A 24,193-nucleotide genomic window follows, 5' to 3' on the forward strand; every position below is an offset into this window, starting at 1 on the left:
GATTTCGTTTCCCTTCCCGCCCTGGCGTCCGCCCGCGGCGGGAATGTTCATTTTTGCCATAGGCCATTCCCGTGACTTCTGCTTTGCATGAATCCAGCATCAAGTCCCTGCCGCTGCTGGGACGCGGCAAGGTGCGCGATATGTACGCGGTCGGCGACGACAAGTTGCTGATCGTCGCGTCGGATCGCATCTCCGCATTTGACGTGATCCTTGACGACCCCATTCCCGGCAAGGGACAGGTGCTGACCGAACTGACCGAATTCTGGTTGCAGAAGCTGTCGCACATCCTGCCCAACCACTCGACCGGCGTGAAGCCCGAAGACGTGGTGGCGCCCGACGAAGTGGACCAGGTGCGCGGCCGCGCCGTGGTGGTCAAGCGTCTGAAGCCCATCCTGGTGGAAGCGGTTGCCCGCGGCTACCTGATCGGTTCGGGCTGGAAGGACTATCAGGCGACCGGCGCGGTTTGCGGCATCAAGCTGCCGGCCGGCCTGCAACAGGCCAGCAAGCTGCCCGAGCCCATCTTCACGCCCGCCGCCAAGGCCGAGTTCGGCATGCACGACGAGAACGTGGACTTCGCGCACGTGGTCAAGGAAGTCGGCCAGGAAATGGCCGAGCGCATCCGCGACGTGACGCTCAAGCTGTACGCCGAAGCCGCCGCCTTTGCCGCCACCAAGGGCATCATCATCGCCGACACCAAGTTCGAGTTCGGCCTGGACGACAACGGCACGCTGCACCTGATGGACGAAGTGCTGACGCCCGATTCGTCGCGCTTCTGGCCCGCCGACGGCTACCGCGTCGGCATCAGCCCCCCGTCGTTCGACAAGCAGTTCGTGCGCGACTGGCTCGAGACGCAAACGTGGGACAAGACCCCGCCCGCGCCGCGCCTGCCGCAGGAAGTGCTGGAAAAGACGGCCGCGAAGTACCGCGAAGCCCTGGACCGCCTGATCGCCTGATCGCGTCCACACCAAGAAAGCCGCTCGTCGTTCGAGCGGTTTTTTTTCGCCGACGGGTCTTGACGTGGCGCCGCAGGCTGACGCACCCCTCGGGCAAACCCGCATTTTCAGTGCGAAATTATTTCGGATTGTTACGCTATACTCGTCCGCTGCTTGATACGGGATTTCCGAGAAAAGGAGCGCCGCATGGTGATGATGCTGCCCTTTGTGACTGGGACGCTGGCAGTGTGGTTTGGACTCGTGGGCCGGCGCCGTCCGTGCGTGACCTTCTGGCTGCTGACCCTGGCCATCTTTGCCGCCTGGTGCAAATACCATATGACCAGCCCGCTGGCGATGTCCCTGTGAAGCGGCAGCGATGATCTTTTCCAGCAATCCGGCGCGCGGCTCGCGCATCCTCAATGCCCTGGCGCTGCTCGGGGTCACCGGCATCCTCTGCATGGCCTTCGCCTGGCAATTCGCCTACGACGAACTGCCGTGTCCGCTGTGCCTGCTGCAGCGCGTGGCGCTGATCCTTGCGGGTGTGGGTTTCCTCTTGAACCTGCGACTCGGACCGTCGCCGATGCACTATGCAATGAGCATTGCCGGCGCGCTGGCCGGCATGCTGGCCGCGGGACGCCAGGTGCTGCTGCACATTGCCCCGGGCGACGCGGGCTACGGCACGCCCTTTCTGGGCGTGCACTTTTATACCTGGGCGTTCGTCGCCTTCACGGCGATCATCGTGTTCTGCGTCGTCATGCTGTGCGTGGACCGCAAGTGGGGCGACAGCATGCTCAAAAAGCCCGTCTCGATGCTGGGCATGGTGGTCATGGCCCTGTTTTTCATCGTCGCCCTGGCCAACGCCGGCAGCACCACGCTGCAGTGCGGTTTCGGACCGTGCCCCGACGATCCGGTCAGCTACCTTTGGCTGAAAAGCGCCGCGTCGCCGTAACGGTCTCCGGCGCCGGGTAAAATACCGGGTTTCGCGGGCTGGTCCCGCGGTCCCCCGACATTTCGCGGCGCGTGCGCCGTGTCTCAACTACTAGACACCGGTTATGACAGACCAGACTTCCGCAGCGGCGCAAGCCTCCTCCGTGGTGGGCGTGATTATGGGATCTTCCAGCGATTGGGAGGTCATGAAGCACGCGGTGACGATGCTGGAGGATTTCGGCGTGGCCTACGAGGCGCGCGTCATCTCCGCGCACCGCATGCCGCAGGACATGGCCGAATACGGCGCCGCAGCACACCAGCGCGGCCTGCGCGGCATCATCGCCGGCGCCGGCGGCGCGGCGCACCTGCCGGGCATGATGGCTGCCCTGACCGAAGTGCCGGTGTTCGGCGTGCCGGTCCCCTCCAAATACCTGCGCGGCGAAGACTCGCTGCTGTCCATCGTGCAGATGCCCAAGGGCGTGCCGGTGGCCACCTTTGCCATCGGCGAAGCCGGCGCCGCCAACGCCGCGTTGCACGTGATCGCCACGCTGGCGGGCACCGATGCCGGCCTGCACGCAAAGCTGGTGGCGTTCCGCGCCCGCCAGACGCAGGTCGCGCGCGACATGAAGGTTCCGCCCGAGGCCTGATCCGAATGACTCAATCGACTCCTTTCCTGATCGCGCCCGGCGGCTGGCTGGGCATGCTGGGCGGCGGCCAACTGGGCCGCATGTTCTGTCACGCGGCGCAAAGCCTGGGCTACAAGGTCGCGGTGCTGGACCCGGCCGCAGAATGCCCGGCCGGCATGGTGGCCGACCTGCACATCCAGGCCGCCTATGACGACGAGGCCGGTCTGGTCCGCCTGGCGCAGACGTGCCAGGCCGTCACCACTGAATTCGAAAACGTGCCCGCCGACAGCCTGCGCGCGTTGGCGACCCAGTGCCGCGTCAGCCCGGCTGGTGACGCCGTGGCCATCGTGCAGGACCGCATCGCTGAAAAGACCTTCATCGCCGCGCAAGGCATCCCGGTCGCGCCGCACGCTGCCATCCGCAGCGAAGCCGATCTGAACGCCGCATCGGACGCGCTGTTCCCCGGCATCCTCAAGGTGGCGCGCCTGGGATACGACGGCAAGGGCCAGGCCCGCATCAACACCCGCGAAGAAGCCATCGCCGCCTTCGCCGAATTCGGCGGTGTCGCTTGCGTGCTGGAAGCGCTGATGCCGCTGGACTACGAAATCTCGGTCGTGCTGGCGCGCGGCTTTGACGGTGCCAGCGTGGTGTTTCCCGTGGCGCGCAACGTGCATGTCGACGGCATCCTTGCCGTATCCACCGCGGCGCCCGTGCAGCAGGACGCGGCCCACGCCGAACGCCAGGCCCGCGCCACCGAAGCCGCGCAGGCCATCGCGCAGGGGCTGGGCTATCACGGCGTGCTGTGCGTGGAATTCTTCGTGCTCCAGGACGGCAGTCTGATCGTCAACGAGATCGCGCCGCGTCCGCACAACAGCGGCCACTACACGATCGACGCCTGCGTCACCAGCCAGTTCGAGCAGCAGGCGCGCGCCATGGCCGGCCTGCCGCTGGGCGGCACCGACCTGCTGGCGCCCGCCGTCATGCTGAACATCCTGGGCGACATCTGGTACGCCGACGCCACGGGTGACGCTCAACGCGAGCCCGATTGGGCGGCCGCGCTGGCCGTGCCCTCGGCCAAGCTGCACCTGTACGGCAAGCGCGAGGCGCGCCGTGGCCGCAAGATGGGCCACATCACGATCGTGGCGGCCACCTTGCAGCAGGCCCGCGACGACGCCGCCCGCGTGGCCGCCGCGTTGGGCATGCAGGCGCCCGAGTAAGCGGCAAACCGATGTCCTCATCTCCGTCCGTCTCCGCCAGCGCCGCGGAAATCGCCCACGCCGCCCAGCGCATGCTGGACGGCGAACTGGCCGCCTTTCCGACCGAGACCGTCTACGGCCTGGGCGCGGACGCCGAAAACCCGCAGGCCGTCGCCAAGATCTACGCGGCCAAGGGCCGGCCCTCGAACCATCCCGTCATCGTGCATATCGCGCCGCAGGGCGACGTGGCGTATTGGGCGGCGCACGTGCCGCCCGAAGCGCAATTGCTGATCGACGCGTTCTGGCCGGGTCCGCTGACCTTGATCCTGAAGCGCGCGCCGCACATCGTCGACACGGTGAGCGGCGGGCAGGACAGCATCGGCATCCGTTGTCCGTCGCATCCGGTGGCGCAGGCGCTGCTGGCGGCGTTTGCGGCCGGCAAGCCGAACGGGCAGGGCGGTGTGGCGGCGCCATCGGCCAACAAGTTCGGCCAGGTGTCGCCCACCCGCGCCGAGCACGTCCGTAACGAGTTCCCCGACGAAGTCGCGGCCGGCATGCCCGTGCTGGAAGGCGGCGCGTCGGACGTTGGCATCGAATCCACCATTCTCGACCTGTCGCGCCTGGATCGCGGCGCGGGGCCCGTGCTGCTGCGGCCCGGCCACATCAGCGCCGCGCAGATCGAAGCCGTGCTGGGCGTGCAGGTCTTTGCGCCCGACGCCGCGGCGCCGCGCGCGTCCGGCACGTTGAAGGCGCATTACGCGCCGCGCACGCCGCTCGAACTGGCCAGCGAGGCCCGCATGAACGATGTGCTGGCCGGACGCAATCTGCCCGAAGGCCGCGTGGTGCTAGTGGCCTACGGCCCGCAACCCGCCGCAGCCGATCCCCGCGTGCAGTGGCAACCGGTATCCGCGGACCCGGCGCGCTATGCGCAGGCGCTGTACGGCCTGCTGCGCGATCTGGATGGTCAGGGCTATGCGCGCATCATCGTGCAGGCGCCGCCCGCCACCGATGACTGGCACGCGGTCAACGACCGCATCGGCCGCGCCGCCGCGGCCTTCACGCTGGACACCACCGGCCTGTAACCTGCTGGCCGCTCACACCTGACCGCTCACGCGGCCAGGAATTCCCCGATCCGTTCCACGGCCTGCCGCAAGGGCGGCAGGAAGTCGTCTTGCAGGCGGCTGAGCGGCACGCGCGCCGCCTTCACGCTGACATTCACCGCCCCGCAGGCCTTGCCGCTGGCCGATCGCACGGCCACCGAGATCGCGCGCACGTTCAATTCCAGTTCCTGGTCGACGACCGCATAGCCCTGCTCGCGGATGCGCGCCAGCTCCGCGCGCAACTTTGCCTCGGTGGTCAGCGTGAACTCGGTATAGGGCTGCAGGTCGGTCGCCGCGAAATACCGCGCCAGGGCAGGCTCCGGCAGTTCCGCCAGCAGCACGCGCCCGATCGACGTGCAATACGCGGGCAGGCGGCTTCCCAACCCCATCGACGTGGCCAGCAGGCGGTTCACCTCGGACCGCGCGAGGTAAAGCATTTCATGGCCTTCCATGATGGCGAGCGCGCAGGTCTCGTTCACGGTCGCGCTCAATTCTTCCAGCACGGGCTGCGCCAGCGAAACGAACGGCGTGGACGAAAAGTACGCGTAGCCCAGCCCCAGGATGCGCGGCGTCAGCACGTAGAGCCTGCCGTGCTGCTCGGCCATGCCCAAGAGGATCAGCGTGTGCAGGCAGCGTTGCACGACGGCGCGCGGCAGGCCGGCGCGCCGGCTCAGTTCGGCCGCGGTCTGCGGATGGCGGCGCGTGCCGAAGGCGCGGATGACGTGCAGGCCGCGCGCCAGCGTCAGCATATAGTCCGGATCGCCGCGCAACTGGTCCGGATGGTCTTCGGCCGTGGGCGGCGCGGCGTAGCCGGGAGCGGGCAGGTTGGGCAGCATCAGGCTGCGCGCAGGGGCGCGCCGGTGCGCGTCTGCAGTTCGGTCAGCGTCATGCCGTCGATCATATCCCGGACCACCAGGCCGTCCGGCGTGACGTCGATAACCGCGAGGTCCGTGTAGATGCGGTCCACCACGCCCGCGCCGGTCAGCGGATAGGTGCAGCGTTCGACGATCTTGGGATCACCGTTCTTGCTGTTGTGCTCCATCATGATGAACACGCTGCGCGCGCCCACGGCCAGATCCATCGCGCCGCCGACGGCCGGCGCTTCGCCGGGCTTGTTCAGCGACCAGTTCGCCAGATCGCCGTTGGCCGCAACCTGCATGCCGCCCATCACGCAGATGTCCAGATGGCCGCCGCGCATCATCGCGAACGAGTCCGCGTGATGGAAATACGAGCCGCCGGTCAGCAGGGTCACCGGTTGCTTGCCGGCGTTGATCAGGTCCAGGTTGATGTCGGCCTCGGCCGGGGGCGGACCCATGCCGAGGATGCCATTTTCGCTGTGCAGCACGATCTCGCGGCCCTCGGGCAGATGGGCGGCCACCAGCACCGGCATGCCGATGCCCAGGTTCACGTAGCTGCCGTCGGGAATGTCCAGGGCCAGGCGGCGTGCCATGGCTTCGCGGGTCAGGGGATGAAACATGCGGACTCCTTCAAGCGCAATGGCGTCAACTGGAAAAGGCGGCGTTGGGCATTTCGGTCACGCGCTTGACGAAGATGCCCGGCGTCACCACGGCCTCGGGCGGCAGTTCGCCCAATTCAGCCTTGGCGCGCACCTGCACGATGGTCGTCTTGGCGGCCATGCACATGATGGGGCCGAAGTTGCGCGCGCTCATGTTGTAGGTCAGGTTGCCCCAGCGGTCGCCGCGGTCGGCCTTGACCAGCGCAAAGTCGCCATGCAGCGGCTCCTCGAACACGTGGCCGCGGCCGTTGATGATGCGGGTCTCCTTGCCGCGCGCAAGCTCGGTGCCGTAGGCGGTGGGCGTGAAGAAGCCGCCCAGTCCCGCGCCGGCCGCGCGCAAGCGTTCGGCGATCGTGCCTTGCGGCACGCATTCGAGCTCGATGCGGCCTTGCCGGTAGAGTTCGTCGAAGACCCAGGAGTGCGAGGCCTTCGGAAACGAGCAGATCACCTTGCGTACGCGTCCGGCCTTAACCAGCGCGGCCAGGCCCGTCTCGCGATTGCCGGCGTTGTTGCTGACCACGGTGAGTTCGCGCGCGCCCTGGTCGATGAGGGCGTGGATCAGTTCGGTGGGCATGCCGGCGCCGCCGAACCCGCTGATGAGCACGATGGCGCCGTCATGCACATCCGCAACGGCGGCTTCCGGCGTGTCGATGAACTTGTCGATCATGGGAGGGCTCCGATGGGGCGGACGCCGCGGCGCCCGGCCCCGCTCAGTTCACGGTGATGTTGGCCTGCTTGATGATCTCGGCGTAGCGTGCCGAGTCCTTCTTCATCAATTCGGCAAACTCCGCCGGCGTGCCGCCCACCGGCAGAAAGCCCGCATCCACGAACTTCTGGCGCACGTCCGGCTCCTTGACGATCTCGCTGATCTCGCGCGCCATGCGTTCGATGATCGGCTTGGGCGTGTTGGCCGGCGCCATCAGGCCGGCCCATGAGCCGGTGACAAAGCCCGGCATGCCGGCTTCTTCCATGGTGGGAATGTCCGGTTCCGTGGGCCAGCGTTCCTTGCCCGTGAACGCCAGCGCCTTCAGGCGGTTCTGCTTCACGTATTGCATCGGCACCAGCACGGGATCGAACACCATGCTTACGCGGTTGCCGAGGATGTCGGTCAGGATCGGCGCGCTGCCCTTGTACGCCACGTGCGTCATCGTGATCTTGTTCTGCAGCGCAAAGTCGGCGCCGGTCAGGTGCGCGCTGGAGCCGTTGCCGCTGGACGCGTAGGTGAGCTTGTCCGGATTCTTGCGGGCATACGCGACCAGCTCCGCCACGGTCTTGACGGGAAGCTCGTTCGCCACGAACAGGAACAGCGGCAGGTCCGCCATCTGCACAACGGGCGTCAGGTCCGCGGGCGTGTAACCCAGCTTGTAGAGATGGAAGTTGATGATGTAGGCCGGCAGCATCGACAGGAACGTGTAGCCGTCGGGTTCCGCCTTGGCGGCTAGCGCCGACCCCAGGCTGCTGTTTGCGCCGGGGCGATTCTCGACGACGATGGTCTGGTTCAGCCGCGGTCCCAGCTTTTCCATCACGATGCGCGTCACGATGTCGGTGGAACCGCCCGGCGTGTACGGCACGATGATCTTGATCGGCTTGCTGGGCCAGTTATCGGCCGCGTGGGCGGTGCCGGTGACCACGCCGGCCGCCGCCAGCGCGGCGAACAGCACGTGTTTGATGACGCGGCGGCGGTCAGTGGCCGCCGGGTGATGAGGCTGCGACTTGCATGCATGTGCCATGGACTTGTCTCCTCCATGAATCGGCCGATTTGCCGCTGCGCGTCCGGGTTTTTATGTGACGCGACGGCTTTTAAGGGTCTGCGGATTTGCCGGCTATCGGACAAAGACGCAAAAAAAGTATGGCACGGGGAAATCGGCACGACGGCGCATGTCTCCGTCAAAAAAGTTCGATCACCGGACAAGGGGTTCGCGTTCACCGGTGCGCCATTTTTACGGGTTTTCACTAGGGATCGGCGCGTTGTTCACGCTGTGGACATGCCTTAATCTGGCGGCCGGTCCGGTAAGGCAGGACCTGGTTTCAACTGCCCCCGGCTACGAGCCCAGGGCGGTCATCTATCTCAGGAGAAGCAGAACATGAAGCGGAAATTGAAGGTTGCGGCCGGCGCGATTGCCCTGGCCTGCGCGTCCCAGGCGGCGATGGCCGGTCCCACGCTGGACGCGGTGAAAAAGAAGGGATTCGTGCAATGCGGCCTGACGGACGGCGTCTCCGGATTCTCCGCGACGAACAGCAAGGGCGAATGGGAAGGCATGGACGTGGACATCTGCCGCGCGGTGGCGGCGGCGGTGTTTGGCGATGCCTCGAAATTCAAGGGCACCGCGCTGTCCACCCAGCAACGCTTCACCGCGCTGCAATCGGGCGAGGTCGACGTGCTGCTGCGCACCGTGACGCTGACCCAGACGCGCGACACGTCGCTGGGCCTGTCTGCAGTTGCCGCCAGTTTCTATGACGGCCAGGGCATCCTGGTGAGCAAGAAGCTGGGCGTCAAGAGCGCCAAGGAACTGAACGGCGCCACGGTCTGCGTGCAGCCGGGCACCACCACCGAACTGAACCTGGCCGACTGGTTCCGCGCCAACAACATCGAGTTCAAGCCGGTCGTGATCGACAAGGTGACCGAAGTCGTGCGCGCCTTTGAATCCGGCCGCTGCGACGCCTTTACCGACGACGCCTCGCAGCTGGCCGCCGTGCGCGCCACGCAGGTCGCCAACCCGAACGACTACGAGATCCTGCCGGAGCGTTTCTCCAAGGAGCCGCTGGGTCCCATGGTGCGCCAGGGCGACGAGAACTGGCTGGGCATCGTGCGCTGGACGCTGTTTGCGCTGCTGGAAGCCGAGGAATACGGCATCACGCAGAAGAACGTCGACGAAATGCTCAAGAGCAAGAACCCCAACGTGCTGCGCATCCTGGGCGTGACGCCGGGCGCCGGCAAGAACATGGGCCTGGATGAGAAGTGGGCCTACAACGCCATCAAGGCGGTCGGCAACTACAGCGAGGTGTTCGAGCGCAATGTGGGCAAGGACAGCAAGCTGGGCCTGCAACGCGGCACGAACGCGCTGTGGAACCAGGGCGGCGCGATGTATCCGTGGCCGATTCGTTGATGGGCAATCACCCATAGCGGACGGACAAACCCGTCCGATGTGATCGCGCAAGGCCTCCTTCGGGAGGCCTTGCCGTTTCCGGGCGCGGCCCGCATGCGGACAACGCGCCCCTCCGCAAAGAGGACGCCTTGGAACGTCTGCGATAGAATGCGAGCGATTCCCATTTGCAGATAACCGCCCGCCGCGCCATGCTTCCGCCTTCCACGCTTACCTCGGACCATCCTCTGCTGGCCCGGATCTACACCGAAGACAGGCCATGGCTGCTGGGCAGGCTCTACACCCGCCTGCGTAACCTTGAAGACGCCGAAGACGTCGCGGGCGACACGTTCGTGCAGCTCATCCAGACGCCGCGGCTCGCCTCCGTGCGCGAGCCGCGCGCCCTCATCATCACCATCGCGAAACGTCTGGTCTGGAAACTGTGGCGCCGCCGCGAGCTGGAAGCCGCGTGGCTGGAAAGCCTATTCCATCAGGGCGAGCAGTTTGCGCCGTCGCCGCAGGAACAGCTTGCCATCCTGCAGACGCTGCAGCAGGTGGACCAGATGCTCGATGGCCTGTCGGCGAAGGCGCGCGCGGCATTCCTGTACAGCCAGCTCGACGGCCTGACGCACAAGGAAATCGCCGCCGCGCTGGGCGTGTCGGTCAGCATGGTGCGCCAGTACATCGCGCAGGCGCTGCAGCGCTGCTACGCGCTGGCGGACGCGCCATGAGCCGCGAGCAAAGCGCGGCCGAGGCCGGGGACCGCGCGATCGGCTTCTGGGTCAAGCTGACCTCGGGCGAGGCGACCGACGCCGATCACGCCGCCTGTGCCGCCTGGCGCGCGGCCGACCCGGTCCATGAACATGCCTGGGCGCGGCTGCAGCAGGGCCTGAGCCAGTCGGTGGGGCGGCTGGAAACGGTCATGAAGAACGAGCATCACGCGTTGCGGCGCACGCTGGTGCGCCCGGCGCGTCGCCGCGTGCTGCTCAACGCGGCCGCCTTGGCCGGCGCCGCAGCGGCCGGCGGCTGGGTGGCCAACCGCATCACGCCGTTGGGCAATCTGACGGCCGATCTGGGTACGGCCACGGGTGAACGCCGGACCTTCACGCTGCCGGACGGCAGCCTGCTGACCCTGGACGCGCGCAGCCGCGTGGATCTGGATTTCACGGCGGACGCGCGCAACGTGCGGCTGCTGGAGGGGGCGCTGGTGGTGCAACCGCGCACCGGTCTTTCGTCGATGTTCGCGGTGCATACGGCGCACGGGCAGGTCCGCAGCGCGGGCGCGGGCTGCATGGTGCGGCTGGTACAAGAGGCCAGCCTGGCCGTGGCCTTGCAGAACAGCATCGAGGTCCTGCCGCGCGAATCTGCGCCCCTGACGCTGGCGATGGGGCAGGGCGCGCGCTTCGGCGAGGGCTGGGCGGACCGTCCGCAACCGATGGACGACGCCGCCGCGTGGCGCGAGGGGTGGCTGAAGGCGCGCGACCAGCCGCTGGGCGAAATTGCCGCGGCGCTGGCCAGCTACCGCACGGGCGTGCTGCGCGTCAGCCCGCAGGCCGCCCGCCTGGCCGTGTCCGGCCTCTATCCGCTGGACGACACCGACCGCGCGCTGAGCGCGTTGGAGCATACGTTGCCGATCACCATCAGCCGCTACACGCGCTGGCTGACCGTGATCGACGTCCGCGCCGCCTGAACGGCCTTTTTCATTTTTTTTCGCACGAGGACTGTCACTTTTCCGATCTCGCGGCACATACCCACATATCACTGTGCGCAACGTATCGGAGACCCTCATGCGCGTTTTGCCTGTTCCCCACGTCCTTAGCCTTGCCGTGGTCCTGGCGGCATCCAGCCTGGGCCAGCCGGCCCACGCCCAGCCGCGGGCGCCCATCGCGTTCGACCTGCCCGCCGGCAGCCTGGACGCCACGCTGACCGAAATCGCGCGGTTGACCCGGACCGTGGTGTCCTACGATCCGCAGCTCGTGCGCGGCCTGAATGCCCCGGCCGTGCAGGGCGTCTACACGATGGATGCGGCGCTGCGCGTCGCACTGGCCGGCAGCGGCCTGGAATCCACCCGGGCCGCCGACGGCACGCTGACCTTGCGGCGCGCGCCGGCCGCGCAGACCATGACGCTGGCGCCGGTCACCGTATCCGGCATGCTGCCGCCGGTGGACACCAGCGGCACGTACGTGGTGCAGGTCACCAACAGCGCCACGCGCCTGAACCTGTCGCCGCGCGAAACGCCGCAGTCCGTGACGGTGGTGACGCGCCAGCGCATGGACGATCAGTCCATGCAGAACCTGGACGACGTGCTGCAGGCAACCACCGGCATTTCGGTGGTGCAGAACGGCTCCGAACGTTCGGTGTACCAGGCGCGCGGCCAGTTGATCGACAACCTGCAGATCGACGGCGTGCCGGCCAACATCAGCAACGCGTATTCGTTTGACGCCATCAACAAACCCACCACCGAGATCTATGACCGTGTGGAGGTCGTGCGCGGCGCCACGGGCCTGTTGGAAGGGGCGGGCAATCCGGCTGCCGCCATCAACCTGGTGCGCAAGCGGCCCGGCTACGAGACCACGGGCGTCATGACGCTGTCGGCGGGGTCGTGGGACGACTATCGCACCATGCTGGACGTGTCCTCGCCCTTGAACGAGGCCAAGACGCTGCGCGGCCGTGCGGTGGTGGCCTACACCAACGCGGGCGACTTCCAGCAACGGGCGGGCAAGGAGAACACGCTCTTCTACGGCATCCTGGAGGCCGACATCACGCCCGCCACCACGGTGACGGCGGGCCTGACCTACCAGAAGGACCGCAATCAGGGCTACGACTGGTCCGGACTGCCGACACGGGCTGATGGTTCGTTCTACCCGATGTCGCGCAAGACCGCCCTGGTCGGCGACTGGAATTACCTGAACAAGCGCAACACCAATCTGTTCGCCGACATCAAGCACGAGTTCGGCAATGGCTGGAAGCTGACCGTAGCCGGCAACTGGCTGTCCGCCAAGTCGGACTTCCTGGGCAACTACACGCAGCGCACGACGGGCGATATCTTCACGCTGAATCCGCGCCTGTTCCAGTACGACGACACGCAGTGGGGCGTGGACGCCTACGCGTCCGGCCCGTTCCAGCTGCTGGGCCGCCAGCATGAGCTGGTGGTGGGCGCCACCACCCGCAAGGACGATTTCAGCTATCACGGCGGGCGCGACGCCGGCTATCGCTATCTGGTCGACATGAATGACCTGGGCGCCTTCAATCCGCCCGCGCCGACCGGGCTGGACGCGCATATGTGGCAGTACAACATCACGCAGAAGCAGCAGGGCATCTACACCGCGGGCCGCTTCAGCCTGACCGACAGCACGACCTTCATCCTGGGCGCGCGCATGAGCTGGTTCGAATTCGACCGCTTTGCGCAGACCACCGTGCGCACCGAAAGCCGGTACGAGCAGCGCGGCAAGGTCACGCCGTATGCGGGCGTGGTGCAGGACCTGAACGAAAACCTGTCGGCCTACGCCAGCTATACCGAAATCTTCAAGCCGCAGGAAAACATCGGCGTCGATGGCGGCGTGCTGCCGCCGATGACGGGGCAGAACTACGAAATTGGGTTGAAGGGCGAGTTCATGGACCGCCGGGTGAACGCCGCGCTGGCGCTGTTCCAGACGGACCAGAAGGGCCGGGCCGACCTGATCCAGGACAGCGACCTGTGCCCGCCGGGCATCTTCTCCTGCTATCGCGCTGCCGAGAAGGTACGCAACCGCGGGGTGGACTTCGAGGTCAACGGCGCCATCACGCCAGCCTGGAACGTCAGCCTGGGCTATACGTACACGCAGTCGAAGTACGCGCAGGGGCCGCAGTCGGGCCAGACGTTCGCCAGCACCTACCCCCGCCATCTGCTGAAGCTGTCCACCGACTACCGTCTGCCGGACCAGTGGAACAAGCTGCGCGTAGGCGGCTCGGTCTACGCGCAGAGCGGCATCTTCAACGCCAGCGGTCCGGACGAAGACGAGTACAAGATCTCGCAGGGCGCGTACACGCTGGTCGGCCTGCATGCGGTCTACGACGTCAACAAGAACCTGGCGGTGCAGTTCAACGTGGACAACCTGTTCGACCGGAATTATTACCAGTCCGTGGGCAACACCAACTACTGGAACTACTTCGGCCAGCCGCGCACCTTCCGCCTCGCGCTGCGCGCCACGTTCTGACGGCACCCGAACCTGGCGCGGCCGTCCGCTCCCCGGACGCCGCCCGGGTTTGTTCCGCCAGGCGGAACCCTGCCGGGAATGGTTCCATGCGCGCAAGCGGAAATGGCACTATCGCGAATCCGCCAGGCTCCCTATGATGTCCGTTGCGCGGGTGGCCTTGCCACCCGCCTGCCATTGATAACTACCAGGGAAACAACGATGAACGGCGCCGACAGCCTCTGCGACACCTTGCTTGCCAATGATGTGGACGTTTGCTTTGCAAATCCGGGCACATCCGAGATGCACTTTGTGGCGGCCCTGGATCGCAAGCCCAAGATGCGCTGCGTGCTGGGCCTGTTCGAAGGCGTGGTGACGGGCGCGGCCGACGGCTATGCGCGGATGGCCGACAAGCCGGCAGCCACGCTGCTGCACCTGGGCCCGGGCCTGGGCAATGGCCTTGCCAACCTGCACAACGCCAAGCGTGCGCGCACGCCGATGGTCAACATCGTGGGCGACCACGCCACCTATCACGTGCAGTACGACGCCCCACTGACCAGCGACGTGGAAGGCGTGGCGCGGCCGATGTCGCACTGGGTCAAGCGCACGATGACGGCGTCGGCCCTGTCCGCGGACGCCGCCGAAGCCGTTGCTGTGGCGCGCCGCGCGCCGGGCAACATCGCCACGCTGATCCTGCCGGCCGACACGGCCTGGACCGAACTGCCCGACAACGCGCCCGCGCCCATCGTGGCCAAGGACGAGCCGCTGGCGCAGACCACGGCTGAGGCCGTTCGCGCCGCCGCCGCCGCCATCCGTTCGGGGGAAGTCACCGTGCTGATGCTGGGCGGCGCCGCGCTGCGCGAGCGCGCCCTGAATGCCGCCGGCCGGATCGCGCGGGCCACGGGCGTGCGCCTGGTGTCGGAGACGTCGAACCGCCGTATCGAGCGTGGCGGTGCGCGCACCCCGGTGGACCGTCTGCCGTATCCGATCGACCTGGCCGTGGCCAAGCTGAAGGATGTGAAGCATCTGGTGCTGGCGGGCGCAAAGTCGCCGGTCGGTTTTTTTGCCTACCCCGGCAAGCCCAGCCTGCTGGCCCCGCAGGACAGCAACCAGCTCGTGCTGGCCACCGCCGACCAGGACCTGCCGCACGCGCTGGAATGGCTGGCCGACGAACTGGGCATCGCCGCCGACGCGCCGCGGCTGGTGGCGCCCGCGCCCAGCTACGAAGTGCCTGCGTCCGGCAAGCTGACCGGCGCCGCGGTCAACATCCTGGTCGCGCACCACCTGCCCGAACAGGCCATCGTCTGCGACGAGTCCATCACGCAGGGCCGCGAATTTCCGCTCTACAGCGTCAACAGCGCGCCGCACGACTGGCTGATGCTGACCGGCGGCGCCATCGGCATCGGCCTGCCGATGGCGACGGGCGCGGCAGTGGCGTGCCCCGATCGCAAGGTTGTGACCCTGCAGGCGGACGGCAGCGGCATGTACACCTTGCAGGCCTTGTGGACGCAGGCGCGCGAGAATCTGGATTGCCTGACCATCATCCTGGCCAACCGTTCCTACGCCACGCTGCACGGCGAGATGAAGAACGTGGGCGTGCAGGAACCGGGCCGCAACGCGCGCCGCATGCTGGACCTGCAGGATCCGCATCTGGAATGGACGCACCTGGCGCGCGGCATGGGCGTTGAAGCGGTCAGCGTGGATACGGTCGAAGGCTTTGCGCGTGCGCTGGCCGAAGGCTTGAAGCGCCGCGGCCCCTTCCTGATCGAAGCGGTGATCTGACGATTGCCGCATTGGCGCGTGCGCTTGGCGAACAGTCTTCGCACGCGCCCCGCTGCTACACCCCCAGATAGCGCGTCAACTGCTCCGGCTGCCGGGCCAGCGACGCGCTATCGCCATCCTGCACGATCAATCCCTTCTCCATGACCAGACACCGATCGGTGTGTTCCAGCACCGCGCGGTAGTTGCGGTCCACGATCAGCGTGGACATGCCGGTCGCGCGGATGTCGCGGATGATGCGCCAGATCTCTGCCACGATCAGCGGCGCAAGGCCTTCGGTGGCCTCGTCCAGGATCAAGAGGTCGGGATTGGTCATCAACGCCCGGCCGATGGCCAGCATCTGCTGCTCGCCGCCCGACAACTGCTGACCGCCGTGGCCCAGGCGCTCGCGCAGGCGCGGAAACGTGTCCAGCACGCGCGCATACGTCCAGTCCTGGCCGGCGCGCTTGCCCGGCCTTGCGGCGACCTGCAGGTTCTCGCGCACGTTCAGGTTGGGAAAGATGCCGCGCCCCTCGGGCACGTAGGCCACACCCATACGCGCAATCGCGTGCGGCTGCGCATGCGTGCAGTCGCTGCCCCGCACCCGCACGTTGCCCTGCGCGCTTTTCACGTGGCCCATCAGGCTGCGGATGAGCGTGGTCTTGCCCATGCCATTGCGACCCACCAGACCCACGGATTCGCCCGGTGCGATGTGCATGTCCACGCCCCGCAGCACATGGCTGGCGCCGTAGTACACGTGCAGGCCGCCGGCTTCGATCAGCGTGTGCATCAATGCGCTCCTTGTCCGTCTTCGCCCAGGTAGGCGGTGCGCACCTCGGGATTGGCGCGGATCTGAGCCGGCGCGCCGCTCGCGATCGCACTGCCGTTGACCATGACGGTGATGGTTTCGGCGATGCGGAACACCGCGTCCATGTCGTGTTCGACCAGCAGGATCGCGTGGCCGGCCTTCAGCGTTTGCAGCAGGTCGAGGATGCGGTCGGTTTCCTCGGGGCCCATGCCCGCCAGCGGTTCGTCCAGCAGCAGCACCTGCGGTTCGCCCGCCAGGCACATCGCGATCTCCAGCTGGCGCTTGCGGCCGTGGGCCAGCAGACCGGCGGGTTGCATCGCGTCGCCCGTCAGGCCCGTGCGGTCCAGCGCCTCGCCGGCCAGGTCGGCGCTGCGGCGGCAGCTCGCGGCGTCGCGCCACCAGTGCCAGAAGCGCTGCCGGCTGGCCTGCGCCGCAAGCCTGCAGTTCTCGAACACGCTGAGTTCCGGAAAGATCGTGGATCGCTGGTAGCTGCGGCCCAGCCCGGCGCGTGCACGCTCGGGCTGCGGCCAGGCGGTGATGTCGCGGCCCGCCAGCGTGACCTGCCCGCTGCTGGCCGCCAGTTCGCCCGACAGGATGTTGATGAGCGTGGACTTGCCCGCCCCATTGGTGCCGATGACGGCGTGCACCTGGCCGCGCTGCAATTGCAGCGACACGCCGTTGACCGCCGTGAGACCGCCGAATCGCCGCGTGACCGCGGTGGCGGCGAGCAGGACATCAGACATGGCGTTCTCCCTGAATCGGCAGGCGGGGGGCGGGTGTCTTGGAGGGCGCGCGTGACGGCGTGATGGCGTCTCGGCTGGGGTCGCTTCGGGTGTCGCTTCGGGAGTCGATTCGGGTGTCCTTGCCTGCGCCCTTTCCAGCATCCGCCAAGCGCGCCTGCCGGCGCTCGCGCCATTGCGCCGGCAATCCTGCCAACCCGTTCGGCAGCAACGCCACCAGCGCAATGATCGCGATGCCCAGCGGCAGATGCCAGTGGCGCGCGTAGTCGCCAAACAACTCCTGCGACTGGAACAGTTCCTGCAGCAGCACCATCGTCACCGTGCCCAGCACCGCGCCGCCCAGACTGCCCATGCCGCCCAGGATGACCATCAGCAGCACCAAGCCGGACTGTTCCCACGCCAGCAGTTCGGGCGTGACGAAGCCGTCCTTCAACGCAAACAGAAAGCCCGCCAGCGCTGCGAGCGTGGCGCCGATGACGTACGCGGCCAGCTTGTACGGATAGGTCGAATAGCCCGCCGCGCGCATGCGCTGTTCGTTGATGCGAATGCCGGCCAGCGCCGCGCCGAAGGGCGAGCGCCGCAACAGCGCCAGAAACCCCCACGCCAGCGCCAGGCACGCCAGGACGAAGAAGTAGAACGTGCTGCCATTGCTTAAATCGAACGGCATCCAGCCGCCCACCGAGAGTTCGGGCCGGAAGTACAGATAGATGCCGTCGCTGCCGCCGCCGATCTTGGTGTCGTGAAAGACGTAGTAGGCCATCTGCGAGAAGGCCAGCGTGACCATGATGAAGTACACGCCGCGCGTGCGCAGCGCGAGCGCGCCGGTGACCAGCGCATAGGCGGCGGCTGCGAGCAGGGCGGCTGGCAGCAGCCACCACAGCCCGGCCGCTTCAGACTCCGGCGACAGCAGCGCCGCCACGTACGCGCCGATGCCGAAGAACGCGGCGTGTCCCAGGCTGACCAGCCCGGCGCCGCCGACCAGCAGTTGCAGGCTCAGCGCGAAGATCGCGTAGATCATGATCTTCACCGCGAGGCCGGTGTAGTAATCACTGCCGCTGAACGAAAAGGCGGCCAGCGCCAGCAGCGCGGCGAAGGGTAGAAGTCGGTTGGGCAGAGGCGTGCGCATGCGAGAGGGTCCTTTTGATGTCGACAGGACCTAGCCCTGTTTGAACAGCCCTTCGGGCTTGCATAGCAGGATGAAGGCCATCAGCAGATAGACCAGCACGCCCGCCGCGGAAGGGAACAGCACCTGGCCGAAGGTCTCGGCAAAGCCCACCAGCATCGCGGCCAGGAAGGCGCCGCGGATCGACCCGATGCCGCCGATCACCACCACCACGAAGCAGATGATGAGCACCCCGTTGCCCATGCCGGGATACACCGACGACACGGGCGCCGCGATGCTGCCGGCCAGCGCCGCCAGCGCCACGCCGGCCGCGAACACCACGCGGTACAGCTTGTTGATGTCGATGCCCAGCGAGCTGATCATCTCGCGGTTGCTGGCGCCGGCACGCAGCATCATGCCTAGCCGCGTGCGCGAGATGACCCAGTACAGCAGCAGCGCCACCGCAATGCCCACGGCCGAGATGAAGAGCCGGTAGACGGGATAGGTCATCACGTCACCCAGCGCAATGCTGCCCTGCAGCCACGACGGCAACGGCACGCCGTGCACGTCGTTGCCCACAAGAATGCTGCGCAGCTCCTCGAACACCAGGATCAGGCCGTAGGTCATCAGCACCTGCTGCAAGTGGTTGCGCTTGTACAGATAGCTGAAGAACGCGGCTTCCAGCAGGTAGCCCAGTACGGCGGCGGCCAGCACGCAGACCGCCAGCGTCGTGAGAAAGCCGCCGCCCAGCCAGCGGTCCACCACCGGACCCAGCGCAAACGCCATGTACGCGCCGATCATGTAGAAACTGCCGTGAGCCAGATTGATGATGCCCATGATCCCGAAGATCAGCGTGAGTCCGCTGGCCACCAGGAACAGCAGCAAGCCGTACTGGAATGCGTTCAGGCTCTGAATGAGCAGGATGCTGATGTCCATGGGGCCTCCCTGTGGCGGACGCGGTGCGTGGCGTTACAGCTTGCAGCCGCGCGCGGGGTCGGCCAGCTTCTGAACCGCGACTTCGACGACCTTGTTCTCCAGGCCGTCGACGCGGCGCAGGTAGATGTCCTGCACCGGGTTGCCCGCCTTGGACAGCGTGAACGAGCCGCGCGGGCTGTCGACGGTTGCCGTGCGCATGGCGCTGCGAAAGGCTTCCTTCTTCGAGAAATCGCCCTTCACGGCCGTGAGGCCCGACTGCATGAGCTGCGCGGCGTCATAGCCCTGCACCGCATAGACGTCCGGCTGCATCTTGTACGCCTTGGAATAGTCGGCGCGGAACGCGTTGTCGCGCGGCGTGTTCAGCCCGTCGGCGTAGTGCAGGGTGGTCAGCAGCCCCTGCGCGGACGCGCCCTGCGCCTGCAGCGTGCCGTCCGTCAGGAAGCCCGAGCCGTACAGCGGAATCGTCTTGTCCAGGCCGGCGGCGTGATAGTCCTGCACGAACTTCACCGCGCCGCCGCCCGCAAAGAAGGTGAAGACCATGTCCGGCTTGAGCGCGGCAATCTCCGTCAGCAGGGACTGGAATTCCACGTTGGGAAACGGCAGGCTCAGTTCGCGCACGACCTTGCCGCCGGCCTTCTCGAAGCCTTCCTTGAAGCCGCCGATGGCTTCGTCGCCCGCCGCGTATTTCCACGTGATGGTCACGGCGGTCTTGTGGCCCTTGGCATACGCCACCGGTCCCATCGCATAGGCCGGTTGCCAGTTGGTGAACGAGGTGCGGAAGATGCCGGGGCCGCACAGCGGGCCGGTGATCGCATTCGCCCCGGCGTTGGTCACGATGAGTGTGGTGTCGGCGTCCTTGGCCGCCTTGGCCAGCGCCATCGCCACGCCCGAATGCACCGTGCCGATCAGCACGTCCACCTGGTCGCGCTTGATGAGGCGGTTGGCGTTCTCCGCAGCCTTGGCCGGATTGGACTCGTCGTCCACCTTGAAGTATTCGATCTCGCGCCCGCCCAGCTTGCCGCCTTGCTCGGCGACGTAGAGCTTGAAGCCGTTCTCGATGGCGTTGCCCAGCGCGGCGAAGGTGCCGCTGTAGGGCAGCATGAAGCCGACCTTGAGCTTGTCGTCGGCATGCGCGCCGCTTGCGGCGATCGTCAGGGCGGCGGCCAGCGCAGCCCGGGTCAGGACGTGGTTCATGGTTTGTCTCCGTGCTTGTTATGGGCTAACGCCGGGCCGATCGCGCGGCCTGGGTCAACCGGGTTTTTCCAGCGCGCCCACAAAGCGTGCGACGGCCTGGACAACGGTGGCGGGTTGATCCCGGTGCGGCGAATGCCCGCACGCCGGTATCTCCAGCAATTCGGTCTGCGGCGCGCGCCGGCGGATGCCGCGCACCTGCTCCAGCGTGCCGTACTCGTCGTCCATGCCCTGGATGGCAAGCACGGGACAGGTGATACGGTTCAAGTCGTCTTCGATGTTCCACGCGCGGAATTCGGGCTTCAGCCAGATGTCGTTCCAGCCCCAGAATGCCGAGTCGACATCCTCGTGATGACGCCCCAGCCGCGCACGCAGGTCCGATTCCAGATAGGCCTGCCGCGCCTGCGCGATGCTGGCCACCGAGATGTCCTCGACGAAGATGTGGGGCGCGGCCGCGACCACGCCGGCGACCTTATCCGGATACCGCGCGGCGTACAGCAATGCGATCGAGCCGCCGTCGCTGTGGCCGAACAACACGGGCTTGTCGTGGTGCGCGTTCACGCCCAAAACTTCAAGCAGGGCGGGCAGCACCTCGTGCGCCTCGCGATGCATGAAGTCCACAGGCCAGGCTTCGCGCAGCGGGCGCGCGGTGGACTGGCCGTAGCCGTAGCGCGAATACACCAGGCCACGGCAGCCGGCCGCTTCGCAGACGCGTTGCGGAAAGTCCTTCCACATCGACACCGATCCCAGCCCCTCGTGCAGGAACACGATAAGCGGCGCATCGGCGCGTTCCGGCGCGATCCACGCGCATTCCAGCCGCATGTCGCGGCCGCGCGCGTGGAGGGTGGCAAAGACCGGGGCAGCCCCGGTGGCGGTGGTCATAGCGCGGCCTCTTCCAGCGCGCGCAAGCGGAACCGCTGGATCTTGCCGGTGGCGGTCTTGGGCAGTTCTTCCAGGAAATCGATCTGGCGCGGGTACTTGAACGGCGCCAGATGTTGCTTCACATAGTGCTGCAAGGCGGCGCCCGTCTGCGCGTCGGGTTCGAAGCCGGCGCGCAGCACCACATAGGCCTTCGTCTTGACCAGGCCGTCGTGATCCGGCACGCCGATCACTGCGGCTTCCAGCACCGCCTCGTGCTGGATCAGGATGTTCTCGACCTCCACCGGCGACACGTACTGGCCGCTGACCTTGATCATGTCGTCGCTGCGGCCGGCATAGGTGTAGTAGCCGTCGGGATCGCACACGTACTTGTCGCCGCTTTTCAGCCAGTCGCCCAGAAAGCACTGGCGCGTCTTGTCGCGGTTGTTCCAGTACATCAGCGCGGCGCTCGGGCCCTTGATGTAGAGATCGCCGATGGCGCCCGGCGCGACCGGCGCGCCATTGTCGTCGCGCAATTGCACCTCGTAGCCGGGCACGGGCTTGCCCGTGGTGCCGTAGCGCAACTGGCCCGCGCGGTTCGAAATGAAGATGTGCAGCATCTCGGTCGAACCGATGCCGTCCAGGATTTCACAGCCGAAATGGCGCGTGAAGCGCTCGCCGATGTCGCGCGGCAGGGCTTCGCCCGCGGATGTGCAGACGCGCATGGCCACCTGCTCGCGGGCGGGCAGGTCGGGCGAGGCCAGCATGCTGGCGTACAGCGTCGGCACGCCATAGAACACCGTGGGGCGGTGCCGGACCAGACGCTGGAACACGGCCTGCGGCGTGGGGCGCTCGGCCATCAGCACGACGGTGGCGCCCACCGACAGCGGAAACGTCAGGCCATTGCCCAGGCCGTACGCAAAGAACAGCTTCGCAGCCGAGAACACCACGTCGTCTTCGCGGATGCCGAGCACGGGCTTGGCATAGAGTTCGGCCGTGTGCCAGAGATTGCCGTGCGTGTGCACCACGCCCTTGGGCTTGCCCGTGGACCCGGACGAGTACAGCCAGAACGCAATCTCGTCGGACAGCGTCCGCGCGGCGGGCGCGAGCGGGGCGGCCGCCAGCAGGGATTCGAATTCGTGGGCGCCGTCCGGCAGGTTTGCGCCCGGCTGCGAAACGACCAGGTGTTCGATATCCGCCGGGGCCTGGGCCAGCGCCGATTGCAGAACCGGCAGCAATGCGCCCGACACGAACACGGCCCGAACGCGGCTGTGCGCAATGATGTAGGCGTAGTCGTCGGCGGTGAGCAGCGTGTTCACGGCCACCGGCACCACGCCGGCGTGCAGCGCGCCCAGAAACACCACCGGCCAGTCGGCCGTGTCCTGCATCAGCAACAGGATGCGTTCCTCGCGGCGCAGGCCCAGATTGCGCAGTGCACCGGCCATGCGGGCCACGCGCTCGGCCAGATCTCCGTACGTGAGCTGGCGGGTGTCGTCGATGTAGGCCAGCTTGTTGGCGCGCGGCGCGTTCAGCGCGGCAAGGTGGCTGGCGAAATTCAGTTCGGCGGGGCAGGTGTTCACGGTTGTCTCCTGATGTCCTGGTGGGCGGACGCCGTGCCTGTGGTTGTTGTTGGCGGCAGGGCGGGTATCCGGACCGGCTGTCAGCCGGGGCGCGTGAATTCGATGGCCCCGCCGGGCAGCAGATACAGCACCAGGGCGCGGCCCTGCGTCACGGTGGGACGGTGCGCCGACCCCGGGCCGTAGACCAGCCAGCCGGCGCCGTGGCCATCAAAGCGGGCGTCTTCGGTGAGCGGCATGATCATGTCGATCTCGCCATTGGGATGCGCGTGGTGCGGGCCGGCAAGATCGTTCATGTCGACGACGTCCACCGAGCAGCCGCCCAGGTCATCGGCGGGCTTGATGACCCGGCCGTACTTGATGCCGCCGCCTTCGCGGTTGCACATCCAGCCGTCGGCCACGCCCTGCCTACAGGTGGCAAAGATGTCCTGGAACAGCGCGCTGTCCGGACCGGCCGCGTCATTGAGCCGGGCCTGCAGCGCTGCATCCAGCGGCTGGCCGGCCGTCAAACGCGTCACGTCGCGCATCAGGGCATGGAATTGGTCAGGCGTACTCACCAGGCGGCTCCTTTACACTGTCGGCGCTCGGCAGTCCTGTTGGACTGCTGTTTTTTTGCACCGGATCGGCTGTGGACTCGTTGGATGGAAAAATAGTGCTTCCGTTGATGTGGGTCAAGCACTATAGTGCATAAAAGAGCGGTAATCAGGGTTTTTGCGGAGTCAGTCGAACCATGAATCAAGCGCTAGACACGGCGCCCATCGAACCCCGGCGCGAGCCTTTTCTGATCGCCCTGGGCGAGCGCGTGCGCCGCCTGCGAGCCATCCGCGGCATGACGCGCAAGGGGCTGTCCCAGGCGACCGGCGTCTCCGAACGCCACCTGGCCAATCTGGAGCACGGCGTCGGCAACGCGTCGATCCTGGTGTTGCTGCAGATTGCGCGCGCCTTCAATTGCGCGCTGGCCGAACTGGTCGGCGACGTGACCACGGAATCGCCCGATTGGCTGCTGATCCGGGAGTTGCTCAGCGGGCGCACCGAATCCGATCTGCAGCGTGCGCGCGAGGCGCTGACGCAATTGTTTGGCGTGGGCGCGGGGGCGCAGCGCCCAAACCGTACGCAGCGCGTGGCGCTCATCGGCCTGCGCGGTGCGGGCAAGTCGACGCTGGGCCAGATGTTGGCCGACGATCTTGGCTACCCCTTTGTGGAACTGAACCGCGAGATCGAGCGGGTGGCCGGCTGCGGCATCCTGGAGATCCACAACCTTTACGGTCCCAATGCCTATCGCCGCTACGAACGGCGCGCGCTGGAAGAGGCCGTGCAGATCTACCCGGAAATGGTGCTGGCGACGCCTGGCGGTCTGGTGTCCGAACCCGCAACCTTGAACCTGCTGCTGACGCATTGCTATACGGTCTGGCTGCGCGCCACGCCCGAAGAGCACATGAGCCGCGTCATGGCGCAGGGCGACTTCCGCCCGATGTCGGGCAACAACGAAGCGATGGCTGACTTGAAGCGCATCCTGGCCGGACGCGAAGCGTTCTATGCCAAGGCCGATCTGACCTGGGTGACCAGCAATCTGGAAGTGCCCGAAAGCTTTGCCGGTCTGCGTACGCAGGTGCGCAAAGCTTGCGGGCTGCCGCTATAGGGCTGCACCGCCCGCTCGCCCGGTTGATGTGC

General features: G+C 67.0%; 24 protein-coding genes. 12 read left to right on the plus strand and 12 right to left on the minus strand.

Features of this window, described 5'->3' with window-relative positions; all coding sequences use genetic code 11:
- The first annotated feature begins 71 nt into the window (after positions 1-71).
- From KW836_RS10145 to KW836_RS10170, 6 genes are all read left to right on the plus strand, one after another.
- On the plus strand, positions 72-953 hold the full coding sequence (locus KW836_RS10145; protein ID WP_175125873.1) for a phosphoribosylaminoimidazolesuccinocarboxamide synthase: 882 nt from the start codon (positions 72-74) through the stop codon (positions 951-953).
- A 186-nt stretch (positions 954-1,139) separates the two neighbouring features.
- The gene (locus tag KW836_RS10150; protein WP_175125874.1) at positions 1,140-1,298 is read left to right on the plus strand and encodes a DUF5993 family protein; all 159 of its coding nucleotides are present in this window, start codon (positions 1,140-1,142) and stop codon (positions 1,296-1,298) included.
- A 10-nt stretch (positions 1,299-1,308) separates the two neighbouring features.
- Positions 1,309-1,881 (plus strand): disulfide bond formation protein B, encoded by a 573-nt coding sequence (locus tag KW836_RS10155; protein WP_218343146.1) that lies wholly within the window; start codon positions 1,309-1,311, stop codon positions 1,879-1,881.
- Between the two features lie 103 nt (positions 1,882-1,984).
- Complete coding sequence (purE, locus tag KW836_RS10160) at positions 1,985-2,506, plus strand: 5-(carboxyamino)imidazole ribonucleotide mutase (RefSeq protein ID WP_218343147.1); 522 nt, start codon at positions 1,985-1,987, stop codon at positions 2,504-2,506.
- 5 nt (positions 2,507-2,511) lie between these two features.
- On the plus strand, positions 2,512-3,702 hold the full coding sequence (locus KW836_RS10165; RefSeq protein WP_218343148.1) for a 5-(carboxyamino)imidazole ribonucleotide synthase: 1,191 nt from the start codon (positions 2,512-2,514) through the stop codon (positions 3,700-3,702).
- An 11-nt stretch (positions 3,703-3,713) separates the two neighbouring features.
- A complete protein-coding gene (locus KW836_RS10170) occupies positions 3,714-4,763 on the plus strand; it encodes an L-threonylcarbamoyladenylate synthase (protein ID WP_218343149.1) in 1,050 nt (349 codons plus the stop codon).
- Between the two features lie 26 nt (positions 4,764-4,789).
- Here the strand turns inward: KW836_RS10170 and KW836_RS10175 are convergent, their stop codons facing one another.
- The 4 genes from KW836_RS10175 to KW836_RS10190 are packed head-to-tail and all read right to left on the minus strand — an operon-like array spanning position 4,790 to position 8,027.
- Entirely contained in the window at positions 4,790-5,617 is an 828-nt protein-coding gene (locus KW836_RS10175) for an IclR family transcriptional regulator C-terminal domain-containing protein (protein WP_175125879.1), read from the minus strand.
- Complete coding sequence (locus tag KW836_RS10180; RefSeq protein ID WP_175125880.1) at positions 5,617-6,258, minus strand: 3-oxoacid CoA-transferase subunit B; 642 nt, start codon at positions 6,256-6,258, stop codon at positions 5,617-5,619. The genes KW836_RS10175 and KW836_RS10180 overlap by 1 nt, the downstream gene beginning before the upstream one ends.
- A 25-nt stretch (positions 6,259-6,283) precedes the next feature.
- Positions 6,284-6,964, minus strand: coding sequence for a 3-oxoacid CoA-transferase subunit A (locus KW836_RS10185; RefSeq protein WP_218343150.1), 681 nt, complete (start codon positions 6,962-6,964; stop codon positions 6,284-6,286).
- A 43-nt stretch (positions 6,965-7,007) separates the two neighbouring features.
- Positions 7,008-8,027, minus strand: coding sequence for a tripartite tricarboxylate transporter substrate binding protein (locus tag KW836_RS10190; RefSeq protein ID WP_218343151.1), 1,020 nt, complete (start codon positions 8,025-8,027; stop codon positions 7,008-7,010).
- Between the two features lie 354 nt (positions 8,028-8,381).
- Here KW836_RS10190 and KW836_RS10195 point away from each other — a divergent pair, with 354 nt between their 5' ends.
- The 5 genes from KW836_RS10195 (at position 8,382) to KW836_RS10215 (ending at position 15,334) form a co-directional block, all read left to right on the plus strand.
- Positions 8,382-9,404, plus strand: coding sequence for an amino acid ABC transporter substrate-binding protein (locus tag KW836_RS10195; RefSeq protein ID WP_218343152.1), 1,023 nt, complete (start codon positions 8,382-8,384; stop codon positions 9,402-9,404).
- Between the two features lie 188 nt (positions 9,405-9,592).
- Positions 9,593-10,111, plus strand: a complete 519-nt coding sequence (locus KW836_RS10200; protein ID WP_105240177.1) for a sigma-70 family RNA polymerase sigma factor — start codon at positions 9,593-9,595, stop codon at positions 10,109-10,111.
- Entirely contained in the window at positions 10,108-11,070 is a 963-nt protein-coding gene (locus tag KW836_RS10205; RefSeq protein ID WP_218343153.1) for a FecR domain-containing protein, read from the plus strand. The genes KW836_RS10200 and KW836_RS10205 overlap by 4 nt, the downstream gene beginning before the upstream one ends.
- A 97-nt stretch (positions 11,071-11,167) precedes the next feature.
- On the plus strand, positions 11,168-13,576 hold the full coding sequence (locus KW836_RS10210) for a TonB-dependent siderophore receptor (protein WP_218343154.1): 2,409 nt from the start codon (positions 11,168-11,170) through the stop codon (positions 13,574-13,576).
- Between the two features lie 198 nt (positions 13,577-13,774).
- A complete protein-coding gene (locus KW836_RS10215; RefSeq protein WP_218343155.1) occupies positions 13,775-15,334 on the plus strand; it encodes an acetolactate synthase large subunit in 1,560 nt (519 codons plus the stop codon).
- A gap of 55 nt (positions 15,335-15,389) precedes the next feature.
- Here the strand turns inward: KW836_RS10215 and KW836_RS10220 are convergent, their stop codons facing one another.
- The 8 genes from KW836_RS10220 to KW836_RS10255 form a co-directional block, all read right to left on the minus strand.
- Positions 15,390-16,100, minus strand: coding sequence for an ABC transporter ATP-binding protein (locus tag KW836_RS10220; protein ID WP_175125886.1), 711 nt, complete (start codon positions 16,098-16,100; stop codon positions 15,390-15,392).
- Entirely contained in the window at positions 16,100-16,861 is a 762-nt protein-coding gene (locus KW836_RS10225; RefSeq protein ID WP_175186265.1) for an ABC transporter ATP-binding protein, read from the minus strand. The genes KW836_RS10220 and KW836_RS10225 overlap by 1 nt, the downstream gene beginning before the upstream one ends.
- The gene (locus KW836_RS10230; protein ID WP_218343156.1) at positions 16,854-17,984 is read right to left on the minus strand and encodes a branched-chain amino acid ABC transporter permease; all 1,131 of its coding nucleotides are present in this window, start codon (positions 17,982-17,984) and stop codon (positions 16,854-16,856) included. Before KW836_RS10230 ends, KW836_RS10225 begins: the two co-directional genes overlap by 8 nt.
- Before the next feature lie 30 nt (positions 17,985-18,014).
- On the minus strand, positions 18,015-18,896 hold the full coding sequence (locus KW836_RS10235) for a branched-chain amino acid ABC transporter permease (RefSeq protein WP_175138223.1): 882 nt from the start codon (positions 18,894-18,896) through the stop codon (positions 18,015-18,017).
- A 33-nt stretch (positions 18,897-18,929) separates the two neighbouring features.
- Positions 18,930-20,090 (minus strand): ABC transporter substrate-binding protein, encoded by a 1,161-nt coding sequence (locus KW836_RS10240; protein WP_175125890.1) that lies wholly within the window; start codon positions 20,088-20,090, stop codon positions 18,930-18,932.
- A 54-nt stretch (positions 20,091-20,144) separates the two neighbouring features.
- Entirely contained in the window at positions 20,145-20,969 is an 825-nt protein-coding gene (locus KW836_RS10245; RefSeq protein WP_218343157.1) for an alpha/beta fold hydrolase, read from the minus strand.
- Complete coding sequence (locus tag KW836_RS10250) at positions 20,966-22,525, minus strand: benzoate-CoA ligase family protein (RefSeq protein WP_218343158.1); 1,560 nt, start codon at positions 22,523-22,525, stop codon at positions 20,966-20,968. The genes KW836_RS10245 and KW836_RS10250 overlap by 4 nt, the downstream gene beginning before the upstream one ends.
- An 80-nt stretch (positions 22,526-22,605) precedes the next feature.
- On the minus strand, positions 22,606-23,079 hold the full coding sequence (locus KW836_RS10255) for a DUF4863 family protein (RefSeq protein ID WP_218343159.1): 474 nt from the start codon (positions 23,077-23,079) through the stop codon (positions 22,606-22,608).
- A gap of 173 nt (positions 23,080-23,252) precedes the next feature.
- Here KW836_RS10255 and KW836_RS10260 point away from each other — a divergent pair, with 173 nt between their 5' ends.
- The gene (locus KW836_RS10260; RefSeq protein WP_175125893.1) at positions 23,253-24,161 is read left to right on the plus strand and encodes a helix-turn-helix transcriptional regulator; all 909 of its coding nucleotides are present in this window, start codon (positions 23,253-23,255) and stop codon (positions 24,159-24,161) included.
- Positions 24,162-24,193 lie beyond the last annotated feature (32 nt).

The organism is Achromobacter sp. ACM05, assembly GCF_019218915.1.
GTDB lineage: Bacteria > Pseudomonadota > Gammaproteobacteria > Burkholderiales > Burkholderiaceae_B > Achromobacter > Achromobacter animicus.

Bases quoted from the DNA above. Each gene is read 5' to 3' on its own strand.
- KW836_RS10190 (WP_218343151.1), bottom strand. From the start codon at position 8,027: ATGGCACATGCATGCAAGTCGCAGCCTCATCACCCGGCGGCCACTGAC.
- KW836_RS10165 (WP_218343148.1), top strand. From the start codon at position 2,512: ATGACTCAATCGACTCCTTTCCTGATCGCGCCCGGCGGCTGGCTGGGC.
- KW836_RS10225 (WP_175186265.1), bottom strand. From the start codon at position 16,861: ATGTCTGATGTCCTGCTCGCCGCCACCGCGGTCACGCGGCGATTCGGC.
- KW836_RS10260 (WP_175125893.1), top strand. From the start codon at position 23,253: ATGAATCAAGCGCTAGACACGGCGCCCATCGAACCCCGGCGCGAGCCT.
- KW836_RS10205 (WP_218343153.1), top strand. From the start codon at position 10,108: ATGAGCCGCGAGCAAAGCGCGGCCGAGGCCGGGGACCGCGCGATCGGC.
- KW836_RS10220 (WP_175125886.1), bottom strand. From the start codon at position 16,100: ATGCACACGCTGATCGAAGCCGGCGGCCTGCACGTGTACTACGGCGCC.
- KW836_RS10235 (WP_175138223.1), bottom strand. From the start codon at position 18,896: ATGGACATCAGCATCCTGCTCATTCAGAGCCTGAACGCATTCCAGTAC.
- KW836_RS10185 (WP_218343150.1), bottom strand. From the start codon at position 6,964: ATGATCGACAAGTTCATCGACACGCCGGAAGCCGCCGTTGCGGATGTG.
- KW836_RS10240 (WP_175125890.1), bottom strand. From the start codon at position 20,090: ATGAACCACGTCCTGACCCGGGCTGCGCTGGCCGCCGCCCTGACGATC.
- KW836_RS10150 (WP_175125874.1), top strand. From the start codon at position 1,140: ATGGTGATGATGCTGCCCTTTGTGACTGGGACGCTGGCAGTGTGGTTT.
- KW836_RS10230 (WP_218343156.1), bottom strand. From the start codon at position 17,984: ATGCGCACGCCTCTGCCCAACCGACTTCTACCCTTCGCCGCGCTGCTG.
- KW836_RS10170 (WP_218343149.1), top strand. From the start codon at position 3,714: ATGTCCTCATCTCCGTCCGTCTCCGCCAGCGCCGCGGAAATCGCCCAC.
- KW836_RS10200 (WP_105240177.1), top strand. From the start codon at position 9,593: ATGCTTCCGCCTTCCACGCTTACCTCGGACCATCCTCTGCTGGCCCGG.
- KW836_RS10210 (WP_218343154.1), top strand. From the start codon at position 11,168: ATGCGCGTTTTGCCTGTTCCCCACGTCCTTAGCCTTGCCGTGGTCCTG.
- KW836_RS10155 (WP_218343146.1), top strand. From the start codon at position 1,309: ATGATCTTTTCCAGCAATCCGGCGCGCGGCTCGCGCATCCTCAATGCC.
- purE (WP_218343147.1), top strand. From the start codon at position 1,985: ATGACAGACCAGACTTCCGCAGCGGCGCAAGCCTCCTCCGTGGTGGGC.
- KW836_RS10175 (WP_175125879.1), bottom strand. From the start codon at position 5,617: ATGCTGCCCAACCTGCCCGCTCCCGGCTACGCCGCGCCGCCCACGGCC.
- KW836_RS10180 (WP_175125880.1), bottom strand. From the start codon at position 6,258: ATGTTTCATCCCCTGACCCGCGAAGCCATGGCACGCCGCCTGGCCCTG.
- KW836_RS10215 (WP_218343155.1), top strand. From the start codon at position 13,775: ATGAACGGCGCCGACAGCCTCTGCGACACCTTGCTTGCCAATGATGTG.
- KW836_RS10245 (WP_218343157.1), bottom strand. From the start codon at position 20,969: ATGACCACCGCCACCGGGGCTGCCCCGGTCTTTGCCACCCTCCACGCG.
- KW836_RS10195 (WP_218343152.1), top strand. From the start codon at position 8,382: ATGAAGCGGAAATTGAAGGTTGCGGCCGGCGCGATTGCCCTGGCCTGC.